At 76.4% G+C, this 13159-nt stretch carries 13 protein-coding genes; 6 read left to right on the top strand and 7 right to left on the bottom strand.

From position 1 onward, the window contains the following. Positions 1 to 73 precede the first annotated feature (73 nt). Complete coding sequence (gene aroQ, locus OUQ99_RS12100) at positions 74 to 538, bottom strand: type II 3-dehydroquinate dehydratase (protein WP_267949533.1); 465 nt, start codon at positions 536 to 538, stop codon at positions 74 to 76. Between the two features lie 215 nt (positions 539 to 753). Between aroQ and OUQ99_RS12095 the strand changes: the two genes are divergently transcribed. Then, positions 754 to 2550 carry an acyl-CoA dehydrogenase gene (locus OUQ99_RS12095; RefSeq protein WP_267949532.1) on the top strand — a complete coding sequence of 599 codons (1797 nt, stop codon included), beginning with the start codon at positions 754 to 756 and terminating at the stop codon, positions 2548 to 2550. 156 nt (positions 2551 to 2706) lie between these two features. Here OUQ99_RS12095 and OUQ99_RS12090 read toward each other — a convergent pair whose 3' ends face one another. From OUQ99_RS12090 to OUQ99_RS12080, 3 genes are all read right to left on the bottom strand, one after another. Continuing rightward, a complete protein-coding gene (locus OUQ99_RS12090; protein WP_267949531.1) occupies positions 2707 to 3084 on the bottom strand; it encodes a hypothetical protein in 378 nt (125 codons plus the stop codon). A gap of 120 nt (positions 3085 to 3204) precedes the next feature. Beyond that, on the bottom strand, positions 3205 to 3567 hold the full coding sequence (locus tag OUQ99_RS12085; protein ID WP_267949530.1) for a hypothetical protein: 363 nt from the start codon (positions 3565 to 3567) through the stop codon (positions 3205 to 3207). Beyond that, entirely contained in the window at positions 3564 to 4376 is an 813-nt protein-coding gene (locus tag OUQ99_RS12080; RefSeq protein WP_267949529.1) for a MerR family transcriptional regulator, read from the bottom strand. The genes OUQ99_RS12085 and OUQ99_RS12080 overlap by 4 nt, the downstream gene beginning before the upstream one ends. A gap of 614 nt (positions 4377 to 4990) precedes the next feature. Between OUQ99_RS12080 and OUQ99_RS12075 the strand changes: the two genes are divergently transcribed. Both OUQ99_RS12075 and OUQ99_RS12070 read left to right on the top strand, forming a co-directional pair. Then, on the top strand, positions 4991 to 5512 hold the full coding sequence (locus OUQ99_RS12075; RefSeq protein WP_267949528.1) for a DinB family protein: 522 nt from the start codon (positions 4991 to 4993) through the stop codon (positions 5510 to 5512). 255 nt (positions 5513 to 5767) lie between these two features. Then, a complete protein-coding gene (locus OUQ99_RS12070) occupies positions 5768 to 6607 on the top strand; it encodes a phosphotransferase enzyme family protein (RefSeq protein WP_267949527.1) in 840 nt (279 codons plus the stop codon). A 38-nt stretch (positions 6608 to 6645) separates the two neighbouring features. Here the strand turns inward: OUQ99_RS12070 and OUQ99_RS12065 are convergent, their stop codons facing one another. The 3 genes from OUQ99_RS12065 to OUQ99_RS12055 all read right to left on the bottom strand — a co-directional run bounded on the left by OUQ99_RS12065 (position 6646) and on the right by OUQ99_RS12055 (position 9870). Next, positions 6646 to 7146, bottom strand: a complete 501-nt coding sequence (locus tag OUQ99_RS12065; RefSeq protein ID WP_267949526.1) for a metallophosphoesterase family protein — start codon at positions 7144 to 7146, stop codon at positions 6646 to 6648. Between the two features lie 38 nt (positions 7147 to 7184). Further along, positions 7185 to 7952: an enoyl-CoA hydratase/isomerase family protein gene (locus OUQ99_RS12060; protein WP_267949525.1), complete on the bottom strand. Its 768-nt coding sequence runs from the start codon at positions 7950 to 7952 to the stop codon at positions 7185 to 7187. Positions 7953 to 8031: 79 nt separating this feature from the next. Continuing rightward, a complete protein-coding gene (locus tag OUQ99_RS12055) occupies positions 8032 to 9870 on the bottom strand; it encodes a serine hydrolase domain-containing protein (protein ID WP_267949524.1) in 1839 nt (612 codons plus the stop codon). A gap of 194 nt (positions 9871 to 10064) precedes the next feature. Here OUQ99_RS12055 and OUQ99_RS12050 point away from each other — a divergent pair, with 194 nt between their 5' ends. From OUQ99_RS12050 to OUQ99_RS12040, 3 genes are all read left to right on the top strand, one after another. Next, complete coding sequence (locus OUQ99_RS12050) at positions 10065 to 11702, top strand: sensor histidine kinase (protein ID WP_267949523.1); 1638 nt, start codon at positions 10065 to 10067, stop codon at positions 11700 to 11702. Then, positions 11699 to 12355, top strand: a complete 657-nt coding sequence (locus OUQ99_RS12045) for a response regulator (RefSeq protein ID WP_267949522.1) — start codon at positions 11699 to 11701, stop codon at positions 12353 to 12355. The genes OUQ99_RS12050 and OUQ99_RS12045 overlap by 4 nt, the downstream gene beginning before the upstream one ends. 217 nt (positions 12356 to 12572) lie before the next feature. Beyond that, positions 12573 to 13025, top strand: coding sequence for a MarR family winged helix-turn-helix transcriptional regulator (locus OUQ99_RS12040; RefSeq protein WP_267949521.1), 453 nt, complete (start codon positions 12573 to 12575; stop codon positions 13023 to 13025). Positions 13026 to 13159 lie beyond the last annotated feature (134 nt).

Raw genomic sequence — 13159 nt, 5'->3', positions numbered from 1 at the left:
GCGGCGGGCCGACGCCGCCGGCGGGTGCCCGCCCCCTGCCGGGACGGGCACCCCGGGCGTACCGGGCGGAGCCTCAGGCGCGGCGCTCGGCGTCGCGCCGGAGCACCGCGCGCAGGGCGAGCTCGTAGCCGAACACCCCGCACCCCGCCACGTACCCGGCCGCGACGGGCGCGGTCACCGACGTGTGCCGGAACTCCTCGCGCGCGTAGATGTTGGAGATGTGCACCTCCACCACGGGGACCTCGACCGCGTCGATCGCGTCGCGCAGGGCGATGCCGTAGTGGGCGTAGGCGCCGGGGTTGAGCACCACGCCGGCCCAGTGCCGGGCGGCGTGGATCCGGTCCACCATGACGCCCTCGCTGTTGCTCTGCGCGCACACCACCTCCACCCCCAGCTCGACGCCGAGGGCGACCACCTGCCGCTCGACCTCGTCGAGGGTGACGGTGCCGTACTGCTCGGGGTCGCGGGTGCCCAACAGGTTGAGGTTGGGACCGTTGAGCAGCAGGACGGTGCGGGAGGGCTCGGCGGCAGCGGACATGGGCCAGTGCTCCTTCTGGTTCGGTGGCCACCAGCCTAGGGCGTGTCCGGTGGATGCTCTCGGTGGACTCGGCGCTCGCGCCGATCGCCGCGCGCCCGGAACGGCCCGCGGAACACGTCCGAGGACCCCGGGCGCCCCGTGACCCCGGCCACGGAGGACGCCCCGGGAACGGATAGCATACCGACCAGTCGGTCAAAATTTCCGAGGAGGCGACCGTGGCATCCACCCTGCTGTCCGCGCGTGACCTGCACTTCCTGCTCTACGAGTGGCTCGACACCGAGGCCCTCACCGCGCGCCCCCGCTACTCCGACCACTCGCGCGAGACCTTCGACGCCGCCCTGGAGCTGGCCGAGCGCGTGGCCACCGACCACTTCGCCCCGCACAACAAGGCCAACGACGCCAACGAGCCGCGCTTCGACGGCGAGCGCGTCCACGTCATCCCCGAGGTGCGCAAGGCCCTGGAGGTCTACGCCGAGACCGGCCTCGCCGCCGCCGGGATGCCCGCCTCCGTGGGCGGGGCCCAGATCCCGCAGGTCGTCTCCAGCGCGTGCGGCGCCTACTTCCAGGCCGCCAACCTGGGCACCTCCGCCTACACCTCCCTCACCTCCGGCAACGCCCGCCTCCTCCTGGCGCACGGCAGCCCCGAACAGGTCGACACGTGGGTGCTCCCCATGGTGGAGGGGCGCTTCACCGGCACCATGTGCCTGTCCGAGCCGCAGGCGGGCAGCTCCCTGGCCGACATCACCACCCGCGCCGAGGAGGACGGCGAGGGCGGCTACCGGGTGTTCGGCAACAAGATGTGGATCTCGGGCGGCGACCACGAGCTGACCGAGAACATCGTGCACCTGGTGCTCGCCAAGCTCCCCGGCGGTCCGCCCGGGGTCAAGGGCATCTCCCTGTTCGTCGTCCCCAAGTACCTGGTGGAGGCGGACGGGACGATCGGTGAGCGCAACGACGTCGTCCCCGCCGGGCTCAACCACAAGATGGGCTACCGGGGCACCGTCAACGCCCTGCTCAACTTCGGCGAGGGGGCGCACACGCCGGGCGGCCGGGCCGGCGCGGTCGGCTACCTGGTGGGCGAACCCCACCAGGGCCTGCGGTACATGTTCCACATGATGAACGGCGCCCGGATCGGCGTGGGCGCCGGCGCCGCGGCCGTCGGCTACACCGGGTACCTGAAGTCGCTGGCCTACGCGCGCGAACGGCTCCAGGGGCGCCCGCTCGGCGACAAGGACCCCGCCCGGCCGCAGGTGCCGATCATCGGCCACACCGACGTGCGGCGGATGCTGCTCGCCCAGAAGAGCTACGTGGAGGGCGCCCTCGCCCTGGTGCTGTACTGCGCGCGGCTGGTCGACGAGGCGGCGAGCACCGACGACGACGCCGGGCGCGAGCGCGCGAACCTGCTCCTGGACGTCCTCACGCCGATCGCCAAGAGCTGGCCCTCCCAGTGGTGCGTGGAGGCCAACAGCCTGGCCATCCAGGTGCACGGCGGGTACGGGTACACGCGCGAGTACGACGTGGAGCAGCACTACCGGGACAACCGGCTCAACCCGATCCACGAGGGCACCCACGGCATCCAGGCCCTGGACCTGCTGGGCCGCAAGGCCGTCCAGGACGGCGGCGCGCGGCTGGCGCTGCTGGTGGAGACCGCGCAGCGGACCGCCGACCGCGCCCGGGAGCTGGGCGGGGACGAGGCCGTGTACGCCGGCCTGCTGTCGGCCGCCCTGGCGCGGACGACGGAGACGGCCGCCTCCGCCTGGGCCGGGGGCGACCCCGCGGTGGCGCTGGCCAACGCCACCCCCTACCTGGAGGCGGTGGGCCACGTGGTGGTGGCGTGGCTGTGGCTGGAGCAGCTGGTGGCCGCGCACGGCAGGGCGGGGGACTTCTACGAGGGCAAGCGCGCGGCCGCGGCGTACTTCTTCCGCCACGAGCTGCCCCGGACCGGACCGCAGTTCGACCTGGTGGCCTCCTGCGACCGCACCGTCCTGGACGTCTCGCCCGACGTGCTCTAGGACCCGTCGGAAGGGCGTCGACGGCCCTGGGAGCGCCCGCCCCCGCGCACGAGGCGCGGGCGGGCGCTCCCGCCGGGCACAGGGACCTGTGCCGGGCGGCGGCGACGGTGGCGCAGGCGCACGCCGACCGCGAGCAGCCTTCCGGCCGGAGGCCCTCTACACCCCCGTCGGGTACAGGCGGAGCTCCGCCGCGGTGAAACCGACCCGGTCCCCGGCGGAGGGCACGGCCCCGCACGCCTCCAGCAGGAGGAGGCCGCCGCCCACCCGCAGGACCACGACGGCGTCCGCCCCCGTCCCGGCCTGCTCGACGCGTCCCACGACCAGCACGGCCCCGGAGCCGTCCGGAGCGTCCTCGACGCGATCGCGCCCCGGCTCCGCCCGGGCGAACACGACCTCCTCGGCCACGTCCAGCTCCACATCGTGCTCCCCGGGCACGGGCGGCGCCGGGCCCGCCCACCGGCCCGTGGCCGCTCCGGCCGCGCACCGGAACCGGACCGTCGCCGCGTCGTCCACCCCGGTCACCGTGATCCGCATCCGCTCCCGCTCCTGGTCCGACGTCCCCCGCCGGGACGGACCCCGCGTCCGGTCCCGTCGGGCCCACGGCCCGAAGGTACCGGCGGGGCGGGGTCCGCCGTCCTCCCGCCCGGCGGCGGCTCAGCCGCGGGCGGCCCTCAGGCGCCCCGGCTCCGGCACGTCCAGGACGAAGACGTGCCCGATGTCGGCCTCCTCGTAGCCGTGGTCGGCGTTGGCCACCCGCATGCGGTCGGGGCCGACCTCCACGATCCGCACGGCGACCGGCTCCTCCCGGCCCGGGAGGGTGAGCAGCCACGGCTCCGCCAGGTAGGCCAGGCCCAGGGAGTCCAGGACGGCGCGGGCGGCGCCCTCCTCCCCTGCCCGGCCCGCCGGATGGCCGAAGGGCGTGACGGGACGGTACCCGCCCCCGTCCACGGGTTCGAGGTAGCCGAGCACCTCCCCGTCCTCCTGTCGCAGGTGGGGGCGCCAGTGCGCGGGGATCACGTGCGCGCCTCCCCTCGACCCGGGCCCCCGCCGCCCGTTTCGCGCCGGGCCCCGGGGCCGGCCAGCCGCTCGCGTGCGTAGACCGCCATCGCGTCGCGCTGGTATTCGGCCAGGCCCGGCGCGACGCGCTCGTACACCGCGCGCCAGGCGCCCTCCTCGGCGTAGACGCGGCCCAGGTTCTCGAACGCGCCCGCGTCGGGCGTCCACATCCGGCTCACCTCCAGAAAGTGGGCGTGCACCTCCGCCTGCACCGCCTGGTCGGCGGGCGGGGTCCCGGCGGCGAGGTGGTCGGCCATGCGCCTCATCCGCGCGGCGAGCTCCGCCTGCTGCCGGTCGCGGTCCTCCCCGGTCAGCGCCTCGGACGCCCGCCGGGCCTGCTCCCACTCGCGGGGCCACTCGGCGCGGGCCCGCTCGGCGTAGGCGGTGGTGTCGAACCCGGCGAACAGCTCCTCGGGCCTGTCGACGTCGTGCATGCCGTCGTCCTCCTCCAGTGCGCCGATGGTGCGGCGCACGGTGTCGACAAGGGTGTCGATGCGGTCCCGTTCGGCCAAGAGGTCGCGCAGGTGGGCGCGGAGTGCGTCCGCCTCGCCCGTCCTCTCGTCCAGGACCCGGGCGATGTCGGCGAGCCCCATGCCCAGCTCGCGCATCACGAGGATGCGCTGGAGCCGCAGGAGTTCGCCCCGACCGTAGTGGCGGATGCCGCCTGGGCCCGTCCGCTCCGGTTCGAGCAGCCCGATCCGGTGGTAGTGCCGCAGGGTGCGCGAGGTGACCCCGCTCATCCGGCACAGGTCCCCGATCGGCCAGGACATCGTGTCCCCCCTCGTCGGGCCGGTCCGTCCGGCCCGCAGACGACGCTAGGAGTTGACGCTACGTCAACCGCAAGCCGCCAGGTCCCGGGGAGGTCCCTCCACGGGACGCCCTCGCCGCTCTGCGGTCCGTCCCCCCGCGGCCCGGCCGGGAGGACCGGGGCGGGAATCCTCCGCCCCCGGTTTCCCGTGATCGCTCCTCCGAGGGGCCGGGGACCGTGCGGCCTTGCGCCCCCGGGGAGCGGCCACGGTGCGGAGGGGGCGGGGCCGGAAGGCCCCGAAGACGCCTCGGGTGGAGGGGAGTCCTCCTCGGCGCCCCCGGGGTGTCCGGTGGCCCGGGCGGGCGGGCCCGGGCTCCGGATCTCGGGCCCGTGGGGTGTTCCTACCCCGGCCACTACCCCGAGCATTCGCGCGGTGACTCCCGGCTTGCCGTCTGGCATTCCAGGTCGGCGGACAATGCGGTCAATACATCCGAAAACCCTTGGCAGGGGCCCGGGTGGGTCCGTTGCGCCGCCCCGACCGGTCCGCGCTCCGGCGGAGGAGGGGTTCCCGGTCCAGGGGCGGCCCGCCCGAAAACCGCTTCGGTCCGGAGGGCGTCCTGTGCCAGGGTGTTCCCCATGCCCGAGACACCCCGCGAACTGCTGCGCTGGCAGTTCGACCTCACCTGGTCGCTGTTCGAGTACCACCTGGAGCGCCTGGAGCCCGGCGACTTCCTCTGGGAACCCGGCCCCCTCTGCTGGACCGTCCGCCGTGGGGAGGACGGGGTGTGGACCCCGGACTGGGCGGACACCGAGCCCGACCCCGTGCCCGTCCCGACCGTCGCCTGGGTCACCTGGCACATCGGCTGGTGGTGGTCGGTGACCCTCGACCACCTGCGGGGGCGCACCCCGCGGGACCGGGAGGACGTGGTCTGGCCCGGCGCCGACGAGGCCGTCACGTGGCTGCGCGGCCTGCGCACGGAGTGGCTGGAGGCGCTGGACGGGCTGGGGACAGAGGACCTCGACGCGCCCGCTCCCTTCCCGTGGCCGCCCGGCTCCGGCCTGACCGTCGCCCACACGGTCGCGTGGGTCAACGCCGAGCTGATGAAGAACGCCGCCGAGATCGGCCAGCTGCGCATGCTGCGCGCCACCCGGACCTGACCCCGGCGCCCCGGCCGTGCGAGCGGCCCGTCCGGTCCCCGCCCGCACGGCGAGGACCGGTCGGGCGGCCGGAGTCCGTCCGACGCCGTGGCGGAGGGCCCGCGCCGAGCACCGTGTCCTCCTCCCGGCCACTCCCCGGTGTCCGGCTGGACAGGGGCCGGGGGCTCGGGGAGCATCGGAGCGGTTTCCCCGCTCCCTGCGCCCCGGCGGCGGGCGAGCGGTCCCGCGTTCCCACCGGACCAACGGAGGCGCCCCATGACCGACCGGTTCCGCGACGAGCACGACGGCCGACCCGCCGAGCCCCTGGTCGGCGACGGCGTCACCCCCGGCATCGTGCGCGTGGGCGACACGGTCCGGCGCCCGGTCCGGCCGTTCACCGCCACGGTCCAGGCCTACCTCGCCCACCTGCACCGGGCCGGTTTCACCGCCGCGCCGGTGCCGCTCGGCGTCGACGGGCAGGGCCGCGAGGTGCTGACCTACGTCCCCGGCGACGTCCCACGGGAACCGCTGCCCGCCGCCGCCGCGGGCGAGGACGTCCTGGTCGCGCTGGCGCAGCTGATCCGGCGGCTGCACGGGGCCGCCGACGGCTGGGTTCCGCCGGCGGACGCGGTCTGGGGCGGCATCCCCGGAACCGCCGCCGTCGACGACGCCCCGGTGGAGGGGGAACCCGAACTGGTCGGCCACCGCGACTACTGCCCCGGCAACGTCGTCTTCCGCGAGGGCCTGCCCGCCGCCCTCATCGACTTCGACCTCGCCCGGCCCACCACCCGCCTCTACGAGATCGCCAACGCCCTCTACTGGTGGGTGCCGCTGCTCGACCCCCGGGACCGGGCCCCCGCCTTCGCCGGCCTCGACGCGGCCCGCCGGGTCGCCGTCTTCGTCGACGCCTACGGGGCGTCCGGGCGCCAGCGCGCGGAACTGGTGCCCCTGGCGACACGGATGATCCACCGCTTCCACCGGAGGGCCCGGGCCGCCGCCGCGAGCGACCCGGTCTTCCGCCGCATGTGGGAGGAGGGCGTCAGGGACCGCATGCCCCGCGCCGAGGCCTGGATCGCGCGGGAGGGCCCCGCCATCGCCGGGCGGATCACCCCGTGACCGCGGACCGGGCGCCGGCCACGCCGGGCCGGCCCCGCTCAGGCGGGGTCGACCCGGTGCAGCCGGACCTCGGAGAGGACCCCGTCGGCCGCCTCCGCCGTCATGTAGGTGTGGTGCGGCTGGCGCCGGCGGTCCGTGGGAGAGCCCGGGTTGAGCAGCCGCAGCCCGGTCTCCGCGCGCGTGTCCCACGGGATGTGCGAGTGGCCGAAGACGAGGACGTCGGTGTCGGGGAAGCGCTCGGCGCACCGCTTCTCCCGGCCCGCCGCCTGCCCCGTCTCGTGGACGACCGCGAACCGGACGCCGCCCAGGGTCGCCCTCGCCACCTCGGGCAGGCGTGCGCGCAGTTCGGGGCCGTCGTTGTTGCCGTGGACGCCCACCACCCGCGCGGCACGCGCCTCCAGGGCGTCGAGCGCCTCGGGAACGCACCAGTCCCCCGCGTGGACGACCGCGTCGGCGCGCTCGACCTGCGCCCACACCTGCCGGGGCAGGTCGCGGGCGCGCTTGGGCAGGTGGGTGTCGGAGATGATGAGCAGGCGCATGGCACGCCAGGGTAGCCGTCCCGCCGTCCGGCGCGGCGCTAACGCCCCGTGAACACGGGCGCGGTCCGCGCCAGCGAGGCCGCGATGCCGGCCTCGCTGTCCCCCGTCGCGAGCAGTCGCGTCTGCTCGGCGATCTCGCGCTCCATGGCCGCGCGGACCTCGTCCGTGTACCCCGCGCGCAGGGTCTCCCGCATCGACCGCACGGCCAGCGGCGCCCCGGCGGCGATCTCGTGCGCGAAGGCCACGGCGGCCCCGCGCACCGCACCGTCCTCGACCAACCGGTCGGCGAGGCCGAGGGCGAGGGCCCTCTCGCCGCCGACCCGCCGGGCGGTGTACAGCATCTCGGCGGCGCCCTGCGCGCCGATGATCCGGGGCAGGGAGGCGCTGAGGCCGAAGCCCTGGTGGATGCCGAGCGCCCCGAAGTTGGCGTGGAACCTGGTCGAGGGCGCGGCGACGCGGAAGTCGGCGGCGCACGCCACGCCGAGGCCGCCCCCGACCGCCGCGCCCTGCACCGCCGCGACCACGGGCACGGCGAGGGAGAACAGCCGCAGCCCCTCCGCGTAGACGGCCTTCAGGGTGGAGGCCGGGTCGGGCCCGACCCCCTCGCCGCCGAAGTCCACCCCGGCGCAGAAGTGCCGGCCCTCGGAGCACAGGACGATGGCGCGGCACCCGCGCGCGCCCTCCAGTTCGGCGGCGGCGTCCGCGAGGTCGCGCAGGAGCGCCAGGTCGAAGTGGTTGTTGGGCGGGCGCCGGAACTCCAGGACGCCGACGTGGCCGTCCACGCTCACGGACAGGTCGTCACTCACGGGTGCCCTCCCGGGTCTGTCGGTGCGGGGCCCGTCCGGCCCCGTCGACCGCCCGGCTCACCCCGCGTACGCGGTAGTTCTACCACCCGGTCCCTGCGGCGCCGTCGGCCGGGCCGGACGGGGCCGGGGCGTCGGCGGCGCCGACCGCTCCCGCGGGCCCCCTGGCAGTGCGGACGAGCTTCACGGCCCGGGCTGCGAGGACCGCCAGGCACACCAGGGCGGTGGCGGCGACGAAGGCCAGTTCGGCCGGGATCCCGTAGAACCGCTGGAGCCAGGTGCCCTCCCGCCCGCCCATCACCCAGGTGATGACCGGGTTGACCAGGGGGAACAGGAGGGGAGGCAGGGCGTAGGGCAGCAGCCGCAGCGCGGTCCGCCAGCGGGGCAGGACCGCCCGCCTCCCGGCCCAGGCCCCGGAACGCCGCACCCCGAGCACGCCCAGCCCCGCCACGGTCAGCGTGGCAGCCCCGAAGGCGGCGTCGACCTTCCACAGGGACGAGCCCGCCCCCGCCGGTGTCCTGCCCTCGGTCAGGTCGAGGACCCCCTCGACCAGGCCCCACGTGTCGTTCTCGGTGAGGGTGATCCCGCTGTTGAACAGCGCCACGACACCGTATCCGGTTCCGGGGACGAGCACCTGGTAGGAGCTGTACGTGGACACCACCCCGCCGTGCCAGACCTGTGTGCCGGAGGCGCCGTCGGCCGGTCCGCGCCGCATCCATCCGAGGCCGTACCGGCCTCCGGGCGCGGACGGGGTGTGCGTCAGCTCCACCGCTGCGGCGGAGAGCAGCCGTTCGCCGCCGGGCGCCCTCCCGCCGTCGGCCTGGAGGATCAGCCAACTGGCCATGTCCTCCGCGGTCGAGACGACGTCCCCGGAGCCGGTCCCGAACGCGGGCGGTTCGGCGACGGGGACGTTTGCGCCGAAGGCGCGGATGTGCCCCGGCGCGGGTTCGGGGCGCGCGCCGCCGGGCGCCCCCGGGGCGGGGACGTCGGGGCCGGAGGACCAGGTGTCGGCCATGCCCGCCGGGGCGAACACGTGCCGTTCCAGGTACTCGGCGAAGGGCTCCCCTGTCACGACCTCCACCAGGCGGGCCGCCACCTGGTAGTTGGGGTTGTGGTACTGCCACCGCTCCCCCGGCGCCGACGTGAGCTCGGCGTCGCGCAGCCGGGCCACCGCCTCCGTGAGGGTGGCGGGCTGCGGGGATCCGGCGACGTCGGGGTGGCCCCGGTCGGACATGCCCGAGCTCTGGTCCAGGAGCCGGCGGACGGTGATCAGGTCGCTGCGCGGGTCGGCGGTGGTGAACTCGGGCAGGTGGTCGCGGACCGGGTCGTCCAGGCCGACGGCGCCGTCCTCCACCAGCTGCATGACGGCGAGGGCGGTCATCGACTTGCTGAGGGAGGCGATGCGCATGGGCGAGTCCGCCCGCAGGGGCTCGCCGTTCCCGTCGTGCCCGTAGCCGCCCGTGTGCACGACCCGGTCCCCGCGCGTGACCGCGACGGTCGCCCCCGGCAGGCCGACGCGTTCGAGGTGGGCGGCGATGAAGGCGTCCAGCTCCGCCGCGTCCACGCCGCCGGTCTCGTCATCGCCGGGGCCGGTGTCCCGGTCGTCGGCCTCCGCGGCCGGGTCCGGCCCGCCGGTCGGGTCCTCCGGGCCGCCGTCCGCGCTCCCGCCCGGAGCGGGACCGGATCCCAGCACCGGGTTCTGCGCCGCGACCGCCCCCTCGGGGACGCCGTCCACCGGGGCTGCGGCCGCAGGCCCGCCCAGGGCGAGGGCGGCGGCGGTGGCCAGGGCGAGGACCGCTCCTGCGCGAGAGGCCCGCCCCCGGCGGGGTCTCCGGTCGTGCGGTCCCACCGGTGCGGCCGGTGCAGCCGGGTCGCGGCCTCCCGCGTCCTGGTTCGCGGTGGTGCCGCCGGTGTCCTTCATCGTGCTCTCCCGAGGCCGTGGTGCGCCCGCCCGTCGCGGACCAGTGGGACGTTAGGCCCCGTACGGCCCCGCACACCTCACCCGAACGTGTCCGAACGCAGGGGCGGCCCCGCCCCCGACGTGGCGCCGGCCTCCCCGGAACCGGCACTTTCGGGTGAGGCCGTGCCCGCCGGCCGTTCTGTAGCCTGACCGCTGTGCGAAAGACGGCGGGACCCAGGACGCAGGACCCTGGTCACGGGGGCTGTGCGGGCGGTGGCGCGAAGGGCCGCGCGGCCCGGGGAGCCCTCCTGTCCGCCGTCGTCCTGGCCTCGGGTCTGAGCTGCCTCGTGCCGCTCACCGCCGCCACGGCCCTGGCCGGGAGCGGCGTCGCCCTGGCCGCGCCGGCCCTGGCAGCGGGCTGGAACCTACGGGGGCGGGTGTCCGCCGGGGGCGTGGCGGTCGCGTTCCTGATCCAGCCGGCCGCCGTCCTCGCCCTGGGTCAGGACGCGACCTCCGCCCTGGCCAGGGGCGTGCTCGCGGTCGTGTGCGTGGTGCTGCCGTGGCTGGTGGGCCGGTACCTGCGGGTGCGCTCGGACTCCGCCGGGCTCGGCTGGCGGCGCGCCGAACTCCTCGAACGGGAGCGGTCGGTGGCGGCCGAGCGCGAACGCGTCCGGGAGCGCGAGCGGATCGCGGCGCGGATGCACGACTCCCTGGGCCACGAGCTCAGCCTGATCGCCGTGCGCGCCGGAGCCCTGGAGGTCGCGCCCGGGCTGGGCGCGGAGGACTACCGGCGCGGCGTGGCCGAACTCGGCGCGGGGGCGATCGGTGCGGTCGAGCGCCTGCAGGAGATCATCGGGCTCCTCCAGTCCGGGGACGCGGAGCCTGCCGAGCCCGGGACCGGCGACGGCGATCTGGCCGGTCTCGTCGGGCACGCCCGGAACGCCTCCCTGGAGGTCGGCCTGGCCGGTGGGCGGCTGTGGGAGGGGATGCCCGCCGAGGTGCGCGCCCTGGTGTACGCCGTGGTGCGGGAGGGGCTGACCAACAGCGCCAAGCACGCGCCGGGCGCACCGGTGGCCGTGCGGGTGGACCGGCTCGGGACGCGGGCGTCCTGCGCCGACGCCCCCGGGGCCGCCGACGCCGCCACCGACGAACCGGCCCCGGGCCCCACGGAGGGCTACACGGTCTCCGTGGTCAACGGCCCCGCGACCGAGGCGCCCGTCCTGGCCTCCGGCGGGTCCGGCCTCGCCGCGCTGCACGCACGGGTGCGCGCCGCCGGCGGAACCCTCGACTCCGGTCCGACGCGGACCGGAGGGCCACCGCCCCCGAAGGGCGCGGCCAACGGGTTCACGCTCACCGTGCGCCTTCCGGTCCCGCCCGCGTCCTCCGGCCCGGTGCCCCACGCCCCCGGCTCCGCCCCGGAGCCGCTCCCCTCCGCCCCCGAGTCCGCGCGGCAGCGGGAGCGGAGCCGGAGCCGCACCGGGAGGGCGCTGGCGGCGGCCGTGGCGGTCCCCGCCGCGCTGCTGGCGGCCCTGGCCGTCCTGGGATCCGGGTACTACGCCCTGGCCTCCGCCCGCGCGGTCCTGGCCCCGGCCGACTTCGCAGCGCTGCGGGTCGGGGACCCGCGGTCCGCGGTCGCGCCGGTGCTCCCGCCGTCCACCATGCTCGACCCGCCGTCCACGGGACCGGTGCCGAGCGGATGGACCTGCGACCACTACCGCTCCCGGACGGCCCTGCCGGGCTCCGGGTCGGACGCCTACCGGCTGTGCTTCGCGCAGGGCCGCCTCGTCGACAAGGACGCGGTCCCGACGGGCTCCGGAGGCGGCACGGAGGACCAGGGGGGCGGTGGCCGGTGATCCGCGTCCTGCTGGCCGACGACGAACCCCTCATCCGCGCGGGGATCGCCGCCATCCTCTCCTCGGACCCCGGCATCACCGTCGTCGCGCAGGCCCGCGACGGGAGCGGGGCCGTGGCGCTCGCCCGCCGCGAACGCCCCGACGTGGCGCTGCTGGACATCCAGATGCCCGGCGCGGACGGCTTCACCGCCGTCGGGGCGATCCGCCGCGCCTGCCCTTCGACCGCAATCGCCATGCTGACGACGTTCGGCCAGGACGACTACGTGGCCAGGGCGCTGGACGGCGGGGCCAACGGCTTCCTGCTCAAGGCGGCCCCTCCGCGCGAACTCATCACGGGGGTGCGGACCGTCGCCGAGGGCGGCGCGTTCCTGTCGCCGAAGGTCACCGGCCGGGTCGTCGCGGGTTTCCGCAGCCGGAGGGAGTTCCGCGCGGAGGCGGCCGAGGAGCGACTGGGCGCCCTCACCCCGCGGGAGCGGCAGGTCCTGGCGCTGGTGGGGGCGGGGATGTCCAACGCGGAGGTGGGCCGCGCCCTGCACCTGGCGGAGGACACCGTGAAGACCCACGTCAGCGCGGTCCTCACCCGGCTCGGGGTGCGCAACCGGGTCCAGGCGGCCCTCATCGCCCACGACGCGGGGCTCACCGCCGATGGCTGACCCCGCGCCCCTTCCCCGGAGGCCGCCGCCGGGACCGCGGCCGGTTCCGGACAGCGCGGGGCCCGACCCCCGCGGACCGGACATCGGTCCCGGTCGGCCCGCGGGTCCCGCCACGTGCACGAACGCGGCCACGGAGCCGCCGACCGCACCGACGCGCGCCCGGCGCCGCCCTCCCGCCGTGGCGGGGGCCGGGGGCCGCGGCGGCTAGCCTGGCCGCGTGAGGAACAACGAGGGCCACGAGGACGACGAGGTCGCCGAGCTGCTGGTCCGCCTGATCAACATCAGCAACCGCCTCGCCCGCTACGCCGCGCACGCGACCGGGGAGCGCACCTCGCCCGCGACCTGGCGTGCGCTCAGCGTCCTGCGGGAGAAGGGCCCGCTGCGGCTGGGCGTGCTGGCCGACCACTGCCGGGTCCGCCAGCCCACCATGACGGTGATCGTCGAGTCCCTGCTCTCCTCCGGGTACGTCGAGCGCCGCCCCGACCCCGACGACGGGCGCGCCAACCTCCACGAGCTGACCGCCGAGGGGGAGGCGGCGCTGGACGACTGGAGGTCCCGGATCGGCTCGGCGCTGACCCCGCTGTTCACCGACCTGTCCGAGCACGAGCGGACCCTGCTGGCGGACTCGGTGCGGCTCCTGGACGGCCGGCTGCGGCGCGGCGAGGCCTGAACGGGGCACTTTTCCCCTGGTCCGCGCCCCTCTCCCAAGCCCTCCTCCGAACCCTCCCGGCACGGGCGGGAATCTCCGAGGATTAACATAGGTTACCTATATGAATCCTCGCGAGGACCCCGACCGCACCGGCC

The sequence above is a fragment of the Streptomonospora nanhaiensis genome, assembly GCF_026642255.1.
Lineage (GTDB): Bacteria > Actinomycetota > Actinomycetes > Streptosporangiales > Streptosporangiaceae > Nocardiopsis > Nocardiopsis tropica.
This window is presented reverse-complemented; position numbering and strand designations above follow the sequence as displayed.